General features: G+C 69.0%; 17 protein-coding genes. 7 read left to right on the forward strand and 10 right to left on the reverse strand.

Translation table 11 applies throughout. From position 1 onward, the window contains the following. Together BO1_RS26685 and lpxK are read right to left on the reverse strand one after the other, a co-directional pair. Nucleotides 1-204 carry a Trm112 family protein gene (locus tag BO1_RS26685; RefSeq protein WP_028220177.1) on the reverse strand — a complete coding sequence of 68 codons (204 nt, stop codon included), beginning with the start codon at nt 202-204 and terminating at the stop codon, nt 1-3. Further along, the gene (gene lpxK / locus BO1_RS26690) at nt 185-1,237 is read right to left on the reverse strand and encodes a tetraacyldisaccharide 4'-kinase (protein ID WP_028220178.1); all 1,053 of its coding nucleotides are present in this window, start codon (nt 1,235-1,237) and stop codon (nt 185-187) included. Before lpxK ends, BO1_RS26685 begins: the two co-directional genes overlap by 20 nt. A gap of 573 nt (nt 1,238-1,810) precedes the next feature. Between lpxK and xseA the strand changes: the two genes are divergently transcribed. Continuing rightward, nucleotides 1,811-3,181 carry an exodeoxyribonuclease VII large subunit gene (gene xseA / locus BO1_RS26695; RefSeq protein WP_028220179.1) on the forward strand — a complete coding sequence of 457 codons (1,371 nt, stop codon included), beginning with the start codon at nt 1,811-1,813 and terminating at the stop codon, nt 3,179-3,181. Between the two features lie 265 nt (nt 3,182-3,446). Next, the gene (gene sodB, locus BO1_RS26700; RefSeq protein WP_028220180.1) at nt 3,447-4,025 is read left to right on the forward strand and encodes a superoxide dismutase [Fe]; all 579 of its coding nucleotides are present in this window, start codon (nt 3,447-3,449) and stop codon (nt 4,023-4,025) included. Between the two features lie 114 nt (nt 4,026-4,139). Here the strand turns inward: sodB and BO1_RS26705 are convergent, their stop codons facing one another. Next, nucleotides 4,140-4,715, reverse strand: coding sequence for an isochorismatase family protein (locus tag BO1_RS26705; protein ID WP_028220181.1), 576 nt, complete (start codon nt 4,713-4,715; stop codon nt 4,140-4,142). A 62-nt stretch (nt 4,716-4,777) separates the two neighbouring features. Between BO1_RS26705 and BO1_RS26710 the strand changes: the two genes are divergently transcribed. Beyond that, nucleotides 4,778-5,419 (forward strand): TetR/AcrR family transcriptional regulator, encoded by a 642-nt coding sequence (locus BO1_RS26710; RefSeq protein ID WP_043286599.1) that lies wholly within the window; start codon nt 4,778-4,780, stop codon nt 5,417-5,419. 4 nt (nt 5,420-5,423) lie between these two features. Here BO1_RS26710 and clpP read toward each other — a convergent pair whose 3' ends face one another. Then, nucleotides 5,424-6,068 carry an ATP-dependent Clp endopeptidase proteolytic subunit ClpP gene (clpP, locus tag BO1_RS26715; protein WP_043286602.1) on the reverse strand — a complete coding sequence of 215 codons (645 nt, stop codon included), beginning with the start codon at nt 6,066-6,068 and terminating at the stop codon, nt 5,424-5,426. Between the two features lie 213 nt (nt 6,069-6,281). On the opposite strand from clpP, the gene BO1_RS52825 reads away from it, so the two are divergent. Further along, nucleotides 6,282-7,394, forward strand: a complete 1,113-nt coding sequence (locus BO1_RS52825) for a sigma-70 family RNA polymerase sigma factor (protein WP_167338392.1) — start codon at nt 6,282-6,284, stop codon at nt 7,392-7,394. A gap of 10 nt (nt 7,395-7,404) precedes the next feature. Here BO1_RS52825 and BO1_RS26725 read toward each other — a convergent pair whose 3' ends face one another. From BO1_RS26725 to BO1_RS26735, 3 genes are all read right to left on the reverse strand, one after another. Continuing rightward, complete coding sequence (locus BO1_RS26725) at nt 7,405-8,673, reverse strand: EAL domain-containing protein (protein WP_028220184.1); 1,269 nt, start codon at nt 8,671-8,673, stop codon at nt 7,405-7,407. Nucleotides 8,674-9,011: 338 nt separating this feature from the next. Next, on the reverse strand, nt 9,012-10,460 hold the full coding sequence (gene mdtD, locus BO1_RS26730; RefSeq protein WP_028220185.1) for a multidrug transporter subunit MdtD: 1,449 nt from the start codon (nt 10,458-10,460) through the stop codon (nt 9,012-9,014). Nucleotides 10,461-10,622: 162 nt separating this feature from the next. Then, nucleotides 10,623-12,065: an aminotransferase-like domain-containing protein gene (locus BO1_RS26735; protein WP_028220186.1), complete on the reverse strand. Its 1,443-nt coding sequence runs from the start codon at nt 12,063-12,065 to the stop codon at nt 10,623-10,625. Between the two features lie 241 nt (nt 12,066-12,306). On the opposite strand from BO1_RS26735, the gene BO1_RS52830 reads away from it, so the two are divergent. Beyond that, nucleotides 12,307-12,672, forward strand: coding sequence for a DUF2917 domain-containing protein (locus tag BO1_RS52830; protein WP_043286605.1), 366 nt, complete (start codon nt 12,307-12,309; stop codon nt 12,670-12,672). Nucleotides 12,673-12,694: 22 nt separating this feature from the next. On the opposite strand, the gene BO1_RS26745 is transcribed toward BO1_RS52830, so the two are convergent. Continuing rightward, nucleotides 12,695-13,939, reverse strand: coding sequence for a citrate synthase (locus tag BO1_RS26745; protein ID WP_028220187.1), 1,245 nt, complete (start codon nt 13,937-13,939; stop codon nt 12,695-12,697). Between the two features lie 122 nt (nt 13,940-14,061). On the opposite strand from BO1_RS26745, the gene BO1_RS26750 reads away from it, so the two are divergent. After that, the gene (locus BO1_RS26750) at nt 14,062-15,555 is read left to right on the forward strand and encodes a CoA transferase (protein ID WP_028220188.1); all 1,494 of its coding nucleotides are present in this window, start codon (nt 14,062-14,064) and stop codon (nt 15,553-15,555) included. A gap of 55 nt (nt 15,556-15,610) precedes the next feature. Here BO1_RS26750 and BO1_RS26755 read toward each other — a convergent pair whose 3' ends face one another. Then, nucleotides 15,611-16,357 (reverse strand): GntR family transcriptional regulator, encoded by a 747-nt coding sequence (locus BO1_RS26755; protein WP_028220189.1) that lies wholly within the window; start codon nt 16,355-16,357, stop codon nt 15,611-15,613. A gap of 156 nt (nt 16,358-16,513) precedes the next feature. On the opposite strand from BO1_RS26755, the gene BO1_RS26760 reads away from it, so the two are divergent. Continuing rightward, a complete protein-coding gene (locus BO1_RS26760; RefSeq protein ID WP_028220190.1) occupies nt 16,514-17,359 on the forward strand; it encodes an aldo/keto reductase in 846 nt (281 codons plus the stop codon). Between the two features lie 256 nt (nt 17,360-17,615). Here BO1_RS26760 and BO1_RS60290 read toward each other — a convergent pair whose 3' ends face one another. Further along, complete coding sequence (locus tag BO1_RS60290) at nt 17,616-18,152, reverse strand: hypothetical protein (protein WP_028220191.1); 537 nt, start codon at nt 18,150-18,152, stop codon at nt 17,616-17,618. Nucleotides 18,153-18,665 lie beyond the last annotated feature (513 nt).

Consider the following 18,665-nt stretch of genomic DNA (forward strand, 5'->3'; position numbering starts at 1 on the left):
TCAGGCGCCGCTCGGGCCGGCCGGATCGACGGGCGTGCCCTCGACGGTCTGGCGCGCCTCGTCGACGAGCATGACGGGAATGCCGTCGCGAATCGGGTAGGCGAGCTTGTCGGCGTTGCAGATCAGCTCCTGCGCGGTGCGGTCGTAGCTGAGCGGGCCCTTGCAGATCGGGCAGACCAGGATTTCAAGCAGACGAGCGTCCACGGAGTTTCTCCACAACCAGAGTAATGAGGCGATGATCGAGCGCGGCTTCGACGGGGACGACCCAGATGCGCGCGTCGTTCCAGGCCCCCAATTTTACGGCATCTTTTTCGGTGACCAGGATCGCGTCGGCAACGACCTCGCTGAAGGGGTTGGCCGCGTAGTCGTAATGGTCGGGCAGCGCGAGCGTCTGCGGCGCGAGGCCGGCCGCGCGCAGGGTCGCGAAAAAGCGCTCCGGCGAGCCAATGCCCGCGGCCGCCACGACGCGCTGCGGCGGCTGGCCCGGCGCGCCTTGCGCCGCGAACTGCGCGAGCGGCCGGCGCAGGGCGGGATTCGCCAGGTGCCAGGCCTCGCCGGGCTCGAGCTTGAGCGCGAAGGTGTTCGGCCAGTCGGGCAGCGTGCGCTCGAACGGATTGTTGACGAGGGTGGCGTCGCGCCGCCGCGAGAGCGGCTCGCGCAGCGGCCCGGCGGGCAGCAGAAAGCCGTTGCCGCCCAGACGGTGATCGAACACGACCAGCTCGGCATCGCGCGCGAGGCGGTAGTGCTGCAGGCCGTCGTCGCTGACGATCACGTCGACGTCGCGGTGCGCCGCGCACAGCGCCTGCGCCGCCGCGACGCGGTCGGGCGAGACCCACACCGGCACGCCCGTGCGGCGCGCGATGAGAAGCGGTTCGTCACCGCACGCGCGGGCAGACAGGGACGCCGTCACCGGCGTCGGACGCGGCACTTTCGCGCCGTAGCCGCGCGAGACGACGCCGGGCGTATAGCCTGCGGCGCGCAGCGCCTCGACCAGCGCGATCACCGTGGGCGTCTTGCCGGTGCCGCCCACCGTCACGTTGCCGACTACCACGACCGGCGCGCCCACGCGTACCGCCTTGAGCCAGCCGGCCGCATAGGCCGCGCGGCGCGCACCGCTTACGGCGGCAAACACGACGGAGAGCGGCGCGAGCGCCCAGGCGAGCGCCCCGCGCTGCTGCCACTCGCGGGCAAGGCCCGCTTCGGCGCGCGCCTTGAAATCGCTGACGGGACCGCTCATCGGCGTGTGCCGCGCGCGGGCCTTGCGTACCTTGCGTACGGAACGCACCGGGGGCTGACGGACAGAACGGGCATCGGAGCGGTTCTCCAGTTCGAGGCGTGCGCCGCATTAAAGGGTAGGGGGCGCCGCTGGGATAGCAAGGACGGCGCTTTCAGGTTGCGAACGGGCCGTCGTGAACCCGGCACTCTAGCGCGGGTGAGCGCAGGGCGGCAAGCTGCAAGGCCACGCAAGCGGCGCCTGATCAGTGGTAATGGGCCCGCGCACCAAGAAAAAGCAACCTGTGGATAACTTTGTGGAGAAAGCGGGTGGCGGCGCCCGCAAAAGCCCGCTGATAGCCTGTCTCATCGGCGTAATGGATTGTTATTGGGATAAAAAACGTATTTAAATCAACGGGATGGCGCGGTTTTTAAGAGATTTTTACGGAATTGCAGCAAATATGTCACATGACGGGGTCGATGTGGACACCTCGCAGCCCTTGTTCGATGGGAGCGCTTCCTGCTGGACTGCCGCACCCCGAACGGTCTATCGTCTGTCCGGGCTATTTTCGACCCATCGTTCACTCACGTCCTGCTCATGAATTCCGACCGCTTTTCTTCCGCGCCCGGCGGCGACGTCGTCGTCCCGGTTTCGGCGCTCAACCGCGCGATCGCCTCGATGCTCGAACGTTCGTTTCCGCTCGCGTGGATTTCCGGTGAAGTCTCGAACTTCACGCGCGCCGCGAGCGGGCACTGGTACTTCTCGATCAAGGATGCGCAGGCGCAAATGCGCTGTGTGATGTTCCGCGGCCGCGCGCAATACGCCGAGTTCACGCCGCGCGAGGGCGACCGCATCGAGGTGCGCGCGCTCGTCACGATGTACGAGCCGCGCGGCGAGGTGCAGCTGAACGTCGAGGCGATCCGGCGCACGGGGCAGGGGCGTCTGTTCGAGGCGTTTTTGCGCCTGAAGGCGCAGCTGGAGGCCGAGGGGCTCTTCGACCCCGAGCACAAGCGCGCGTTGCCCACCCATCCGCGTGCGATCGGCGTGATTACGTCGATGCAGGCAGCGGCGCTGCGCGACGTGCTCACGACGCTGGCGCGCCGTGCGCCGCACGTGCCCGTAATCGTTTATCCGGCGCCGGTGCAAGGCGCGGGCTCGGCGGAAAAGCTCACGGCCATGCTCGATGCCGCGAACGCCCGTGCGGAAGTGGATGTGATCGTGCTGTGCCGCGGCGGCGGCTCGATCGAGGACCTCTGGTCGTTCAACGACGAGACGCTCGCGCGCGCCATCGCGGCGAGCGCGATTCCGGTGGTGAGCGGCGTGGGCCACGAAACCGATTTCACGATCGCCGATTTCGCCGCCGACGTCCGGGCGCCCACGCCCACCGCCGCCGCCGAGCTCGTGAGCCCGCAGCGCGTGTTGCTGCTGCGCGAGCTGGACCAGCGCCACGCCGCACTCGCGCGGGGCTTCGGCCGCTTGATGGAGCGCCGCGCCCAGCAGCTCGACTGGCTCGCGCGCCGCCTCGTTTCGCCGGGCGAGCGGCTCGCGCAGCAGCGCACGCATCTGCGCCAGCTGGCGATCCGGCTGGCTTCGGCGGGCTCGCGCGCGAGCGCGCAGGCGCGTGCGCAGTTCAACGTCGTGCAGATGCGCTGGCAGCGCATGCGGCCCGACGCAGCGGCGCAGCGCGCCCAGCTGGACTCGCTCGGGCGGCGCCTCGAAGCCGCATTTGCACGGGAGCGCGAGCGCGAAACGGCGCGCGTTGCCGGGCTGGCGGCGCGTCTCGAACTGCTCAGCCCGCAGCGGACCTTCGAGCGCGGCTATGCGGCGCTGCTCGACGCGCAGAGCGGCGCGGCCGTGCGCTCGCCGGGCGCGCTCAAGCCGGGCAAGCGCCTGACCGTGCATCTCGCGCAGGGCAGCGCGGACGTCGCGCTCGCCGACGTGCAGCCCAGGCTCTCCGAAGGCTTCTGAAAAAGGGCGCGCATGGTGTCTTTCGCGCGCCTTGCGAACTCCCGCGCGCCGTGTTGCAGGCCCGCTCGCAGCGGGCGCGGCGCTTGCTGAAAAGCCCACGCAATCGCTGCGCAGCAGATACATAAGTGCTGCATAAAAGCCCTGCAAAACCGATGATCGGCATAATGTCCACGCGTTTGCGGGGTTATTCCAACTCGCCTACAATCGAGTGCTCCATGCCGGTTATCACGCAGAACTCCCCATAACACGACGAAGGAACCGCATCATGTCATTTACGCTCCCGCCGCTGCCGTTCGCGAAGAACGCCCTCGCACCGACCATGTCGGAAGAGACGCTTGATTACCACTACGGCAAGCATCACCAGGCCTACGTCACGAACCTGAACAACCTCATTCCGGGCACCGAGTTCGAAAACCTCTCGCTCGAAGAGATCGTCAAGAAGTCGTCGGGTGGCGTGTTCAACAACTCGGCTCAGGTCTGGAATCACACCTTCTTCTGGAACTGCCTCTCGCCGCAAGGCGGTGGCGCACCGTCGGGCGCGCTCGGCGACGCGATCAACGCGAAATGGGGCTCCTACGACGCGTTCAAGGAAGCCTTCACGAAGGCTGCAGTCGGCAACTTCGGTTCGGGCTGGACGTGGCTCGTGAAGAAGGCCGACGGCTCGCTCGACATCGTGTCGACCAGCAACGCCGCCACGCCGCTCACGACCGACGCCAAGGCGCTCCTCACGATCGACGTGTGGGAACACGCTTACTACATCGACTACCGCAACGCGCGTCCGAAGTTCGTCGAAGCGTTCTGGAACATCGTGAACTGGGACTTCGCTGCGAAGAACTTCGCTTAAAGCGCCGCCTGTTCCCGCGCCGCCCGATGCGGGCGGCGCAGAAAAAAGCCCTCGATGCGAATCGAGGGCTTTTTGTTTTGGCGCGCGCTTCCGAAGCGCGCTTTCGAAGCCGAGTTAAGCGAGCGCGGCGAGCGCTTCCTGCGTCGAGCGCACGTGCCCCATGTGGCGGAACAGTTTCTCGAACGTGAAGCGGTGCATGTCTTCGTTCAGCGCCGAGGTGGCGTCTTCGACGAACACGAGCTTGAAGCCCTGGTCGAAGGCCGCGCGCGCGGTGGACTCCACGCCGAAGTTGGTCGCGATGCCGCCGATCACGATGGTGTCGATGCCGCGGCGGCGCAGCTGCTGCTCGAGGTCGGTGCCGTAGAACGCGCCCCACTGGCGCTTCGAGACGACGACGTCGCCATCCTGCGCGCCGATCTCGGGCACGAGCTCGGAAGCGATGGCGGGGGCCGCCGGGGCGTCGGGGGCGCGCGTGGGCGCGTCGGCGGGCATCGCGAGGAGGTCGTTGAGCAGCACGCGCACCCAGACGACGGTGCCGCCTTTGGCGCGCAGCGCATCGGCGAGGGTCTTCGCGTTGGCGACCACCTGTGCGCCGGCATGGGGCGCAATGGGACGGCTCACGATGCCGTGCTGGAGATCGATCATCACGAGCGCGGTCGTGCGCGGGTTCAGAGAAAGGGCTTGCGTCATGGTTCACCAATATGTGAGGATGGCCTCACATATCATACATGAATGTGAGGGAGGCCTCAGTTATGCCGGTTGCACCGCTGCGGCGCAAGACCGTGCCGAATGACGCCGGGCGGCGCGTGCCGCGTCAGGAACGCGCCGCGCGCACGCTCGATGCGCTGCTCGAAGCGGCCGCCGATGCATTTGCCGAGCGCGGCTTCGAAGCCGCCACGATGACGCACATCGCGCAGCAGGCCGGCGTCTCGATTGGCGCGGCGTACCAGTATTTCCCGAACAAGGAAGCGCTTGCGCTCGCCTTGCGTCAGCGTTACGGCGATGAAATGGATGCGCGCTGGAGCGCGCTCGTCGAGGCGCAGGCGCAGGTCAACGGCGAGCTGCCGCCCGCGCAGCTCGCCGAACGGCTGCTCGACATGATGGTCGAGTTGATGGATGCGTACCCCGCGTATCTGCCGCTGCTTTCCGTCTCGCTGGACTTTCGTCGCGACGCGGCGGCGCGCAACAAGCTGCGCCAGCGTTTTGCCGCGCTGTTCAGCCGTTACAACGCGGCGCTCGGCGCGGACGACGCTTACCGCGTTGCCGAGGTCATGCTGCAGGTCATCAAGAGCCTCAATCTGCTCTATGCGAGCGCGAAGCCGAAGGAGCGCAAGCTGCTGGTGGCCGAGTACAAGGGCGTGCTGGCCGCCTGGCTCGCCGTGCGGCTCGCGTGAGCCCTCAGCGCGGCACCGCGTCCCCACGCGACGCGAGCACGCGGTCGATCAACCCGTATTCCGCCGCCGCCTCCGCCGACATGAAGTGATCGCGGTCCGTGTCGCGCGCGATCTGCTCGATGTCGTGGCCCGTGTGCGCGGCGAGCATCGTGTTCAGGCGCTCGCGTAGATAGAGCACCTCGCGCGCCTGCAGCTCGACATCGGCGGCGGTCCCCTGGCTGCCACCCGAGGGCTGGTGGATCATGATGCGCGCGTTCGGCAGTGCGAAGCGTTTGCCGGGCGCGCCGGCGGCGAGCAGAAATGAGCCCATGCTCGCCGCGAAGCCCGTGCATAGCGTGGAGACGTCGGGCTTCACGAACTGCATGGTGTCGTGGATCGCGAGGCCGTCGTAGACCGAGCCGCCCGGCGAGTTGATGTAGAGGCTGATGTCCTTCTCCGGATTCTCGGCTTCGAGGAAGAGCAACTGCGCGACGACGACGCTCGCCGTCTGTTCTGTCACCGGTCCGACCAGAAACACGATGCGCTCGCGCAAAAGGCGCGAGTAGATGTCGTAGGCGCGCTCGCCGCGGCCTGAGGTTTCGATGACGGTCGGAACCAGATTGAGCGCGCGCGGCGCGATTGCTGCATGATGCTGAGCGGTGGGAAGCATGAAATTCCTCGCGTTTGGGTGATCGGGAGCCGCGCCGTTGCGCTGCTTCCCCCAAGACGCCCGCCGCACGTCGCGCGTGACGACAATTTTTTTGCACGAGGCTGTCACATCGACGCGCTGCCGGTCGTCTCACGGGCGAGGGCGGCGTGGGCCGTCCGCGGAGAACCGGCGCGGCAATGGCGCGCGAGGCGCCAGCGAAGAGGAGCGGAGCGAATGACCCAGGTGATCGACGAAGTGGAGGTGCGAGACGTGCGCAAGGCGCGCGATGCCGCGCAGGCGAGCGCCGCAGCGCCGCAAGATTGCGCGCGCGATGGCGAGCGGCGCGTGATGGCGCTCGAAGCACCGTCCGGCACGCCAGGCGGCGCATGGAGCGAGGGCCGCCGCGCCGCTGTCTTCGACAAGGAGCGTGCGCGCTTGCTGGCGTTGGCCATGCGCGTGCTGGGCAGCCGTGCCGAGGCGGAGGACGTCGTGCAGGACGCGTGGTTTCGCTGGCGTGAGGCCGATGTGGAGGCGGTACGCGTGCCGCAAGCGTGGCTCGCGACGGCCGCGGTGCGCCTCGCGATCGACCGGCTGCGCAAGCAGCGCCGCGAACGCGCGGGCGAGCGCGAGGTGCCCGGCGCCGGGCTCTGGCCCGACGACACTGCGCCTTCGGCGGAGGAGGCGGGCCTGCGCGCCGCGCGTCTCGCGGATGGGCTGCTGATGCTGCTCGAGCGGCTCGGGCCGCTCGAGCAGGCTGTCTTCGTGCTGCGCGAGGCGTTCGATTGCGATTACGCGGAGATTGCCGCGCTCACCGGTTGCACGCCCGTGCATTGCCGCCAGATCGTGCGCCGCGCGCGCGTGCGGCTGGCGCGCGAGCCAGCGCTCAAGCCCGTTGCGCCCGCTGATGCGGCGCAGCACGCGCTCACCGTCGAGCGGCTGCGCGAGGTGCTCCATGCGCAGGACCGCGCAGGCTTGATGGACCTGCTGGGCGCGACCGCGACGGCGCTGGTGGCGGCGGGCGCGACGGCGGACACGGCGGTGGCGCACCGTTCGCGCGCCGGGACCGGGGCTGTGGCGATCTCGGGCGTCGCGCACGCGCCAATGCGCCGCCTGCGTGCCGAGATGCTCGCGCTCGATGGCGAGCCGGGCGTTGCGCTGGTGGCGGAGGACGGCGAGCTGGCCGCGTGGCTGCACGTCAGCGTGGCCGACGATGGGCGCGCCGCGCCGGTGGTCTGCGTGGCCGCGACCGCGCGCGGGAGCGCATTGCAGGCGGCCAATCGGCTATTCGGAGGAGCGGCGGTGCGCTCGCTGCTCGCGCGGCTCGCCCGATCGCTCGAGCCAGCCTGAGCGCGCGGGACTACCGCGAGGCGGCTTCCCAGTTGATGTCGACGCACAGCACCTGCAGGCCGTGGGCCGTTTGCGCGGCGATCGAGGCGGTCACGCACAGGTGCGCCTCGTTGATCGACAGATAGGGCGGCGTGAACTGCACGCTGCCGGGCGCTTTCATCGCGCCGATGAAATAGGGCCGGCGTTCCCAGCTCGCGCCCTCGGAATGCAGGAGCGGCCGGAAGCGCTTGGCGCGCTGCGTCGAGCGCCCGTCGGGCAGCACGTTGTCGCCGATCTGGCGGCCCGAGGCGTCCAGCAAGAAGCTGCGCGCCGTCTCGGCGAGGCCGAGCAGCGGCAGCGTGGCGTCGACCATGCTCACGCCCGCGGCGAGCTGCGCCGCCGCCGCTTCGAGCGCCTTCACGTAGGGCGCGAGGCGCGCGCACTGGGTCCGCTCGCGCGCGCTCACGCGCTCGCGCAGCCGCGCGGAGAGATCGTCCATCAGGCGCGCGGCCGTCGCGGGCGGGACGGGCTCCACGTCGGGGCGCGCGAAGTACGCGCCCTGCACGAAGTCGGCGTTGCTTTCCAGCGCGATCAACGCGTCGCGCTCGGTCGAGAGTCCGCCCACCAGCACGAGCTGGCCGGACTCGTGCAGCATCGAGACGAGCCCCGGCAGCACGCGCTCGATGTGCGCGTGACGGCTCGCCTGCGCGAGCAGGCTGCGGTCGAGCGTGACGATATCGGGCCGCAGATGCCACACGCGGTCGATGTTCGAGTGCTTGGCGCCGAAGCCGTCGAGCGCGATCACGAAGCCCGCCTTGCGCAAGGCGTCGATGATCTCCGTGAAGCGCGAATTCTCGCCACCCGCCTGCTCCGAGACCTCCAGCACCACGCGCTGCGGCTGCAGCCCGAGCGCCTTGATGCCGGCGAGCAGGGCGTCGCCATAGCTCGTGTCCATGAGCGCGGCGGGGTGCAGGCTCAGGAAGAGCCATTCGTCGTGCGAATCGAAGGCGTTGAAGTTGCCCAGATGCAGCGATTCCGCGAGGCGGCCGAGCTCGAGCAGGTCGCCGCGCCGCGCGGCCTGCGTGAAGACTTCCTGCGACGGCACCTGGTCGCCATGCTCGTCGTGCGCGCGCAGCGACGCGTGGTAGCCGATCGCGCGGCGGTGGGCGACCGAGAACACCGGCTGGAACACGCTGAACACGGTGTATCCGCCGTACAGCACGGTGCGTCGCGCGCCTGCTTCGCCCGCGACGGGACGCGACTGAAAGCCGGGGGGATCGAGTTCGATCATGCTGGTCATAGGGCTGGGTGGCGTGCGCGACAAACCGTACGCGCGAATCTCGAGTTTACATTACTGGATAGCCTTGCAAAAAGTATGCGCATTGAGACACATGGCGGATCGGGCCATGCGCGCGGGATATCGGCTATTTCGAGACTGCGTGCGAGTGTGATCAGGCACTCGTGTGGCGCCTTCGCGCCGCTCGCGCGCACCGTGCGCATCGCTGCGTGCACCGTTGCAGTGCAGTGCGGTGCGCAGCGTGGCGTCCTTTGCTTCAGGCGCGCTCCGTCGAACCACCGGGGCGGCGGATGTGTGCCGCGTATGGGCCTTGATGTGGCCTTTGTGCGGCGCCCTTTGCTTCAGGTGCGCTCCGAAGGATCGGTCTTCTTCGCCGTACGGCGCACGTCGTCGGAGAGCTGGGCGAAGATCCACGACGAGGCCGCCGTGATGATCCCCACGCACACGAACGTCGCATGGAACGCCGGAATCACGGTCGAGCCCGTCGCATGGTGGATCAGGCCGGTGAAGGTCGTCAGCAATGCGCCCGCAACGGTCACGCCGAGGCTCATCGAGAGCATCTGCACGAGCGAAAAGAGGCTGTTGCCGCTGCTCGCGCCGCCCATGCCGAGGTCCTTGAGCGTGAGCGTGTTCATCGCTGTGAACTGCATCGAGTTCACGCCGCCGAATACGGCCAGCTGCGCGATGCGCAGCCACAGCGGCTCGTCTGGCGTCGAGAGCGTGAAGCTCGCCATCATCAGGCCGACCAGCACCGTGTTGGTCACGAGCACGCGCCGGTAGCCGTGGCGCGTGATGAGATACGTGACGAGGCGCTTGGAACCCATGCCCGCCGCGGCCACCGGCAGCATCATGAGGCCCGCTTCGAAAGGCGTGTAGCCGAGCGCGACCTGCAGCAGCAGCGGAATCAGGTATGGCATCGCGCCGCTGCCGATGCGCGCGAACAGGTTGCCGAGCAGCCCCACGCAGAACGTGTGGATCTTGAAGAGATCGAGCGAGAAGATCGGCGTTGTTGCCCGCGCCGCATGCAGCCCGTAGGCCACGAACGCCGCGAGCGACACGATCAGCATCACGAGCACGGTCGCTTGCGGGATGCCGAGCTCGGCGCGGCCATCGAGCGCGAGCGAGATCGTCACCATGCCGGTGACGAGCAGCAGGTAGCCCGGCACGTCGAACGCCGGCGTTTCTGGGTTGCGGCTGTCGGGCATGAAGATGAAGGTGGCCACGCAGCCCGCCACGCCCACTGGCACGTTGATGAGAAAGATCCAGTGCCACGAGGCGATCTGCACGAGCCAGCCGCCGAGCGTCGGGCCGATGAGCGGGCCGATCAGGCCTGGAATCGCCACGAACGAGAGCGCGGGCAGATAGCGCTCGGCGGGAAACGTGCGCAGCACGGCGAGACGCCCCACGGGCAGCAGCATCGCGCCGCCCACGCCCTGCACGATGCGCGAGAGCACGAGCTGGTTCAGCGTGTGCGCGCTCGCGCACAAGAGCGAGCCGACCGTGAAGACGAGGATCGCGCCGAGAAACACGCGGCGCGTGCCGAGCTTGTCGGCGAGCCAGCCGGAGACGGGGATCATCACCGCCATCGTCAGCGAATAGGCGATCACGACCGATTGCATGCGCAACGGCAGTTCGCCGAGGCTCGTCGCCATCGCGGGCAGGGCCGTGTTGACGATAGTCGAATCGAGCGTCTGCATGAAGAAGCCCGTGGCGACGAGCCACAACATCACGGACAACTTGCGGGCGGAAGGCGTGGGTGGAGAACTGGACGAGACGGTGGATTCGGACATGGGAGAAGGCAGGCGCGCAGGCGGTGGCTGGCAGCCGCCATTGTAGTGAACCCGGCGATCCGGCGTGCGTATGGCGCCGCGCGGCGCGTTGCGTTTTCGTGTTTTGCTTGCGGTCGGGATCGCGCTGCCGCTACCGCAGTCTCGATCCTCGATCCGCCTTGATCACCCCGGAACGCGCGCGGCGGCTGCGAAGAACGCCTGCGCGCGCGGGTCGAGCGCGAACGCCACGTTGATGCGCAGCCACGGGCTCGGCTCGCCATGGGGCCGGAAGTGGCTGCCCGGCGACGCGCTTACGCCAAACGGCTCGCCGCAGGGGACGAGCCGCGCCGAATCGTCCACGTGCGGCACGCGCGCCCAGATGAACTTGCCGCCGCTCTGCGCGTACGGGCGCACGCTGGCCTGCGCCGAGGACGGCCCCGCGAACAGCTCCCAGCCGTGCTCTTCGAGCGTGCGCGTGGCCGCGCCGAGCGCTTCGGCCATGCGCCGGCGCAGCCGCTCGAGATACTTGCGGTACGCGCCGCGCTCGAGCAGCGTGGCCGCCACGGCTTGCGTGAAGCGCGAGCCGCTCAAGCTCGTGAGCGCCTTGATTGAGGCGAGGTCGCGCACGATCGCCGGATTCGCGACCACATAGCCAATCCGCAGCGACGATGAAAGCGTCTTGGAGAGCCCGCCCACATAGATCACGTGCTCGAACTGGTCGAGCGCGGCGAGGCGGTCGGTGGGATCGGCCTGGAAGTCGGCGTAGATGTCGTCTTCGACGATGGTGAAGCCATGTTCGCGCGCGAGCTGCAGCAGGCGGAATGCAACCGGCGGCGAGACGGTCGTGCCGGTCGGGTTGTGGAACACCGTGTTGATGAAGAAGGCGCGCGGGCGATGCTGCGCGAGTAGCGCGTGCAGATGCTCGAGATCGGGGCCGCTCGCCGTGCGCGTGACGCCGACGAGGCGCACGCCGTGCAGCTTCAGCAGTCCGTACAGGTTGTAGTAGCCCGGATCCTCCACGAACACCGTGTCGCCGGGCTTGAGCATGTAGCGCATCAGGAGGTCGAGGCCCTCGCTCGCGCCTTCGGTGATGAGGAGCTGCTGGGCGTCGACGGCGATGCCGAGCGGCGCGAGCCGGTTGCGCAGATGCTCGCGCAGCGTGGCGTCGCCAAGCGGCGAGCCGTAATCGACGAGACTCGACGGATTGGTGCGCGAGACGTGGCGGATCGCCTGGCCGATCGCCTCGATGTCGCGCCACGCCTGCGGGATCGAGCCGCTGTCGAGCTGCAGCGTCTCGCCGGGACGGTTGAGCTGGCTGAGCAGGTGGCCCGATTCGTCGGCGGCGTTCGAAGGGTCGCAGATGCCCATGCCGGACAGCCCCAGGCGCGCGTGCTCGCTCACGTAGAAACCCGAGCCGTGCCGCGAGTCGAGGTAGCCGAGCGAAACCAGCCGGTCGTAGGCCTCGATCACGGGAAAGCGGCTGATGCGGTAGTCGGCGGCGAACTGGCGGATCGAAGGCAGGCGCGCGCCCGGGTGCGCGGCGCGCGAGCGGATCCACGTCTGCACGCCGGCGACGATCTGGTCGGTCAGCGGGACGCTGCTGGCGCGGTCGAGTTCGAGTTTCATGCGGGCCTCGCTGGGGTGCCTGGCGGCTGCCTGGTCGTTGCTGAAGGGCGCGATCAAGTGTCCGGTTTTTCAGCTGCACAGTTCCGTGTGAACTGTTCGGAACTGTGCATGGGATCGCTTCACGCTGACGGCAATAATGCGCTAACCGGGAAGGCCCTTCAAGCCGCTTCTGCACGCGATCTGGCGTGCGCTGGAGGCGGCCTTGGCCCTGACCCGCAAGTCATCAGCAAGGAGCACGGCAATGCGCGAAATCCGTATTTTCGAACTTGAGCACGGCGAGCCCGCCGAGACCTGGCGGCTCGCGCAAGCAATGCAACTGCACGTGAGCGAAGGCGAGCTCTGGCTCACGCTCGGCGGCGATGCCGACGACTACTGGCTGCGTGCCGGCGAGTCGATGCGTCTCGAGGCCGGTGCGCGCGTGTACTTGAGCGCGGGGCGCGAGGGCGCGCGCTTCATGCTTGCGCTCGGCGGCGCGTCGGCCAGCGAGGGGCGCGGTGCGGTGGCGCCATCGCCGGGCGTCCAAATCACGAGTGGGTTCGCGGGGCGGCTCGCACAGGAACTGCGCGAGCGTGCGGAAAGGCTGCAGTGGGGCGCACGCGCGGCATGAGCCGAGTGCGGCGTTGCGCGCCTCAACTCGCGTCGCCGAATTCGCCTACATAGCGCGCGCGTGGCCGGATCAGGCGGCCATCGGCGTTCTGCTCCAGCGCGTGGGCGATCCAGCCCGTTGCGCGCGCAGTCGCGAAAAGCGTGAACGCCGCGCCGCGCGGCAATGCCAGCACGCGCTCGATGGCCGCGAGCGCATAGTCGAGCGTGGGCCGCGCGCCGGTCGTTTCCATGACGGCGTGCGCGAGCGCATCGACTTCGTCCATCGGTGAGCGGGCGCTCGCGTGCTGCGCGAGCATGTCGAGCAACAGCCGCGCGCGTGGATCGCCGTCCGGGTAGAGCGGATGCCCGAAGCCGGGCAGCTTCGGCGTCGCGCCGAACTCGTCCGCCACGAGCCGCTCGCCGAGGTAGCGGTGCAGATCGTCCACGTGCGCGGCCTCTTCGAAGAGCGCCGCCACGCGCGTGGTTTCGCCGCCGTGGCGCGGGCCGCCGAGCGCGGCGAGTCCGCCCGCCGCCGCGCCGAACAGGTGCATGCCCGTCGAGGTGATGCAGCGCACCGCGAACGTCGAGGCGTTGAGCTCGTGATCCGCGCACAGCACGAGCGCCGCGCGCAGCAGGTCGGCCTGCGTGCGCGAGCGCAGGCCCCAGGCATGCGCGAGCTGCCGATGCAGTGGCTCGCTGGAAGGGGCCGCACAGATCAGCGCTGCAGCCAGCAGGCGCATGAGTTGCGCTGCCGTGTCGAGCTGCGCGTCGCGGCCCTGTGCCCAGATGCGCGGCATTTGCGCGGCGGCGGCCGGCAGCAGCACGAGCGCGCGTTCGAGCGGGGAATGGGCGCTCCAGAGCTTGAGCCACGCCGACCATTGCGCGACGGCGATCGGCGCCGCGCTCGCCTCCAGTACGCGGCGTGCCGGGCAGCCCCAGAGCAGCGCCGCGACCTCTTCGAGCGAGGCGTGGCGTGCGAGCGCGACGGCGTCCTGGCCGCGATAGAAGAGCTTGCCGTCCGCAATCAATGTGATCGACGATTCGAGCACCGGCACGCCCCAATCCAGCACCTTCTGCGCGACCTTGCCCGCGCGCTTGCCGTCGGCCTTGCGGCGCGCGAGGCGGCGCACTTCGGCGGCGGCGTAACGGCGCGATTGAGGCCCACCACCCGCGGAGGCATCGCCCGCGGGCGACGAGGTGAGCATGCCGCGGCTCACATAGGCGTAGAGCGTGGCCCGGCTGATGCCGAGCGCGGCGGCGGCTTCGGCCGCGGTCATATAGCCGGACATGGTGGCGCGCCTCGTGAAACCGGAAAAATCGATCTATATTGATCATCATAATCAAGATTGATCCGAATGCAGGCACGCTTTTAACCTGTTTGCACCTTCCCCTGGCCAACAGGACGCACGCCATGACGCCCCGCGACGCGCTCGAACACCTCTGGATGCTGGCCCATCCCCACGACAGCGCCGAAGACCTTAAGGCGGCGCTCGATTCGATCGACATCGGCGGCGACGATCCCGGCCTGCCTTCGGTGTTTCGCGTCGGCACGCTCGCGGCGGCGAGCATCGGCGCGGCGGGGCTGGCGGCGACGCGCTTTCACCGCTTGCGTGGCGGCGCCGAACAGCGCGTCGGCATCGACGTGCGCCGCGCGCTCGCGGCGTTCCGCAGCGAGCGCTATCTGAGCGTCGACGGCGGCGCTCCGTTCGAATTGCGCCATCCCGTGACGGGATACTTCCAGACGCGCGATGGTCGCTGGATTCAGTTGCACGCGAACTTCGCGCACCATCTGCACGGCATCCTGCGCGTGCTCGGCTGCGGCGAGAGCCGCGACGACGTGGCGCGCGCGATCCGCACCCAGTGGGACGGCGCCGCGCTCGACGAGGCGCTCGCGCAGGCGGGGCTCTGCGCGGCGCTCGTGCGCACGCCGCGCGAATGGGCCGCGCACGAGCAGGCGCGGGCCGTGGCGGGCCTGCCGCTCTTCGAGATCGAGCGCATCGACGATGGCAACGATGGCGAAGGTAGCGCAGCGAGCGCGCCGAAGGCCGGCGCGCGGCCGCTCGACGGCGTGCGCGTGCTCGACCTCACGCGCATCATTGCGGGGCCCGTGGCGGGGCGCGCGCTCGCGCATCATGGCGCCGACGTGCTGCTCATCAACGGCCCGCATCTGCCGAACATCGCGCCGCTCGTGATCGACAACGGCCGCGGCAAGCGCTCGGCCACGCTCGATCTGCGCGAGGCCGAGGACCGCGCGCAACTGCACGCACTCGTAGGCGACGCCGATGTGTTCCTGCAGGGCTACCGCCCCGGCGCGCTGGCGGCGCACGGCTTCGCGCCCGAGGCGCTCGCGCGCGAGCGGCCCGGCATCGTGTGCGTGTCGATTTGCGCGTACTCGCATCGCGGACCGTGGCACGAGCGGCGCGGCTTCGACAGTCTCGTGCAGTCGGCGAGCGGGATCGTCTGGACCGAGAGCGTGGCGGCGGCGCAGGGCGGCGCGATGCCGGCCGCGCAGGATGATGCGCCGGCCGGCGGGGCGTTCATCGCTATGCCTTTCGATGCGCCGCGTCCGCTGCCTTGCCAGGCGCTCGATCATGCCACCGGCTATCTCGCTGCGTTCGGTGCGATGGTCGCGCTCGCGCGGCGTGCTCAGGAGGGCGGAAGCTGGCACGTGCGCCTGTCGCTCGCGCAGACGGGCCGCTGGTTGCAGACGATGGGCACGCTCGCAGGAGGTCAGCGCGTACCTGACCTGCGTGCGCAGGATCTTGCGGATTGCCTCGAGGAGTCGGAGACGCCGTTCGGCCGCGTGCGCGCCGTGGCGCCCGCCGAGCGGCTCGAACACACGCCGGCGTTCTATGCGCGGCCGAGTGTGCCGATCGGGACCGATGCGGCGCAATGGGCTGGGTGAGGCGGCGAGAGACCGCGCTCATGCACGCCGCCTGGTTGCGTCGCTGCTGCGTTGCCTATTTGCGCAGCTCGGCGACGAAGTCGTAGTAGTCGTTGCGGCAGTACGTATCGGTGAGTTCGATGGCGCGCTGATCGGCGGTGTAGCCCACGCGCGTGATGAGCAGTAGCGCTTCGTTCGGCGCGATGCTCATCTGCCGCGCAATTTCCTCGCTCGCGTTCACGGCGCGAAAGTGCTGCAGCGCGCGCACGATCGCGAGGCCGCGCTGCTCGAGAAAGCTGTAGAGCGAATCGCCGATGGCGCCCGGATCGGGGATCAGCGCGGCGGGGAAGGTCGAGTTCTCGACGGCCATGACGATGCCGTCGGCCAGACGCAGACGCTTCAGACGCGTCACGGCCGCGGCGGGCGAGAGGCCGAGCTGGATCACCTCGTCGCGGCTCGCGGGCTGGATCTCGCGCGAGAGCCAGCGCGAGCTCGGCGTGAAGCCGCGCTGGCGCAGCATCTCGCTGAAGCTCGTGAGACGCGAGAGCGGGTCTTCGTAGCGCGGCGTGATGAAACTGCCGGCGCCCTGGGTGCGGCGGATCATGCCTTGCTCGACCAGCAGCGCGATGGCCTTGCGCGCGGTGATGCGCGAGACGCCGAGCGCATCGGCAAGCACACGCTCGGACGGCAGCGCCTCGCCGGCAGCCCAGCGGTTTTCGTGAATCGCATCGCTCAGCTTGCGCGCGAGCTGCAGATAGAGCGGCGTGTCGTTGTCCGGGTCCGGGCGCAGGCCGCGCCAGCGGTCTTCCGTGGGAGCGTTCATGGGAGGCAGGCGTGAGAGGCGAACGGCAATTTTATGTCATAGGCGGCGTGGCGAGGAAATGATGGACTTACTCGTCGACGCATGACCCCGTGCCGCGCAAGGCGATACACTGGCCGTTCGCTGCAAGCGCAGATTTTGCATGGGACCGAAAAGCACATGACCACTGAAATTGCCAGTATCGCGCTGCCGGGCGGCGAACGTATCGCGAAGCTCGGGCAGGGCACGTGGGAAATGGCTGAGCGCGCGTCGCGTCGCGCCGACGAAATCGCCGCGCTGCGCGAGGGCGTCGCGCTCGGCATGACGCTCATCGACACCGCCGAAATGTACGGCGACGGCGCGACCGAAACGCTCGTTGGCGAAGCCCTGCAAGGACTGCGCGAGGAGGTGTTTCTCGTGAGCAAGGTGTATCCGCACAATGCGAGCCGGCGCGGCGTCGAGCGGGCCTGCGAAGCCAGCCTGAAGCGCCTGGACACCGACCGGCTCGATCTGTATCTGCTGCACTGGCGCGGCGGTGTGCCGCTCGAGGAGACGGTGCAGGGATTCGAGGCGCTCGTGCGCGCGGGCAAGATCCGCTACTGGGGCGTGAGCAACTTCGATACCGAGGACATGGAAGAGCTCTTCGAGGTCCCCGGTGGCGACGCCTGCGCGATGAACCAGATTCTCTACAACGTCGCGCGGCGCGGCCCCGAGTACGACCTGCTGCCCTGGAGCGGCGCGCGCGGCATGCCGTTGATGGCATACAGCCCCGTCGATCATGCGCGTTTGCCCAAGCGCTCGCCGCTCGACGACATCGCGGCCCGCCATGGCGTGTCGATTTATCAGGTGGCACTGGCGTGGGTGCTGCGCCAGCCCGATGTCTGCGCGATTCCGAAGGCGGGGCGCGTCGATCACGTACGCGACAATCGCGCCGCGCTCGATCTGGTGCTGAGCGCCGCGGACCATGCGGCGCTGGACGCGTACTTCAAGCCACCGCGCAGCAAACGGCCGCTGGAGATGCTGTAGCGCGCACACGCGAAGCCGAAGCAAAGGGGGGATGCGCGCCGCCGTTGTACGCGCCGTTGTACGTTTGCCGATCTGGAAAAGACGCAGCCGGATCGCGAGTAGCTGGAGTGTGCGGCGTGCGCGACAGGCTTCCGGCGACCGGCGGCGGCGCTCGGCCGGGGGACCGGTACGTCGCCGCCGTTGCCTGGAATGACGCGACCGGCCGTCGCGCCAATTCGGGGTGGTTGCGGCGGCAGGCTCGCACTGCTGTGCGCGCTCAATGGCCGCCGCCTTTGCCGCCACCTGAGCCGCCGCCGTACCCGCCGCCCGGGCCGCCCGACGGTTCACCCTTGCCGAATCCTCCACCGAATCCTCCGCCGAAGCCACCCGAGGTGCCGCTGCCGCGCCCCGGCCCCGAACTGCTGCCGGAGCTCGGGCCGCCCGACGCCCCGGCGCTCGCGGAACTCCCCGTCGATCCGCCGCCGTGGCCACAGTTGCCGGCACTGCCGCCGTAGCAGTTCTTCGGTTCGAAGACGATTGCGGCATCGTCTGCCGCGCTGGCCGTCTCCACGGCGGCCGTCTCCACGGTGGACTTGCCTGAGCCCGCCGTATCGGCGCCGTCTGTATGGCCCGGATCGGAGCCGGAGGTCGTTGCCGATGGCGCAGGCGCCTCAGGCGGAGCGCCTTCATCCGGCATGCCGGCGTCAGTCGTGCCGGCCGCGCCGCTCGCAGGCAGCGCGGCGTCGGCGACGATCCCCCAGCCCGGAGCCGTTGCGTTGTCGGCGGCATGTGCGCCTTCGGCCGGCAGGAGCACACTGGCGCCTGCCGCGCCGATGGCAACGATTGCGAGCCCCCGGCTAACCCCGTAGCAGTACTGATGAAGAGTATTGTTTTTCTTTGCTTCCTCCCGGGAAGCGATAGCGTGTACCCGCTTCGCTTCTCTTTTCTTGTGCCTTGTGTCCGGCGCTGCACCGCTCGTGCGCAGGCACCGTCCCCCGTCAGGCTAAAACCGCTTCGTGCCGACGCGCGCTTCATGCCGTGCGGCACAGCCTCGCCGGCGCGGGCGGTAGACTTGGCACCCGGACGGTTTTGCGCCGGCTGGCCAGCTTATACAGGACTCCTTGCCGATTGTCGGAGCCCGTGTTCGGGGCGGCAGAAAGCAAGCGCATCATGCGGCCGGCCATCCGTTCGCCCGGCGCGACGAACTGCGCGCTTCGCGCTGATTTCACGCTGATGGGTGGCGACCGGATGCCTGGTCTCGATGTAGCGAGTTCTGTGCCATCGGTCCGGGAAGTCCGCGCGTGGCGGACTTAACCATTCCCCTACG

This window comes from Paraburkholderia oxyphila NBRC 105797, assembly GCF_000685075.1.
Taxonomy (GTDB): Bacteria; Pseudomonadota; Gammaproteobacteria; order Burkholderiales; family Burkholderiaceae; genus Paraburkholderia; species Paraburkholderia oxyphila.

Bases quoted from the DNA above. Each gene is read 5' to 3' on its own strand.
- BO1_RS52825 (WP_167338392.1), top strand. From the start codon at position 6,282: ATGACCCAGGTGATCGACGAAGTGGAGGTGCGAGACGTGCGCAAGGCG.
- BO1_RS26725 (WP_028220184.1), bottom strand. From the start codon at position 8,673: ATGACCAGCATGATCGAACTCGATCCCCCCGGCTTTCAGTCGCGTCCC.
- sodB (WP_028220180.1), top strand. From the start codon at position 3,447: ATGTCATTTACGCTCCCGCCGCTGCCGTTCGCGAAGAACGCCCTCGCA.
- lpxK (WP_028220178.1), bottom strand. From the start codon at position 1,237: ATGAGCGGTCCCGTCAGCGATTTCAAGGCGCGCGCCGAAGCGGGCCTT.
- clpP (WP_043286602.1), bottom strand. From the start codon at position 6,068: ATGCTTCCCACCGCTCAGCATCATGCAGCAATCGCGCCGCGCGCGCTC.
- BO1_RS26735 (WP_028220186.1), bottom strand. From the start codon at position 12,065: ATGAAACTCGAACTCGACCGCGCCAGCAGCGTCCCGCTGACCGACCAG.
- BO1_RS26705 (WP_028220181.1), bottom strand. From the start codon at position 4,715: ATGACGCAAGCCCTTTCTCTGAACCCGCGCACGACCGCGCTCGTGATG.
- BO1_RS26750 (WP_028220188.1), top strand. From the start codon at position 14,062: ATGACGCCCCGCGACGCGCTCGAACACCTCTGGATGCTGGCCCATCCC.
- BO1_RS26760 (WP_028220190.1), top strand. From the start codon at position 16,514: ATGACCACTGAAATTGCCAGTATCGCGCTGCCGGGCGGCGAACGTATC.
- xseA (WP_028220179.1), top strand. From the start codon at position 1,811: ATGAATTCCGACCGCTTTTCTTCCGCGCCCGGCGGCGACGTCGTCGTC.
- BO1_RS26745 (WP_028220187.1), bottom strand. From the start codon at position 13,939: ATGTCCGGCTATATGACCGCGGCCGAAGCCGCCGCCGCGCTCGGCATC.
- mdtD (WP_028220185.1), bottom strand. From the start codon at position 10,460: ATGTCCGAATCCACCGTCTCGTCCAGTTCTCCACCCACGCCTTCCGCC.
- BO1_RS26755 (WP_028220189.1), bottom strand. From the start codon at position 16,357: ATGAACGCTCCCACGGAAGACCGCTGGCGCGGCCTGCGCCCGGACCCG.
- BO1_RS26710 (WP_043286599.1), top strand. From the start codon at position 4,778: ATGCCGGTTGCACCGCTGCGGCGCAAGACCGTGCCGAATGACGCCGGG.
- BO1_RS52830 (WP_043286605.1), top strand. From the start codon at position 12,307: ATGCGCGAAATCCGTATTTTCGAACTTGAGCACGGCGAGCCCGCCGAG.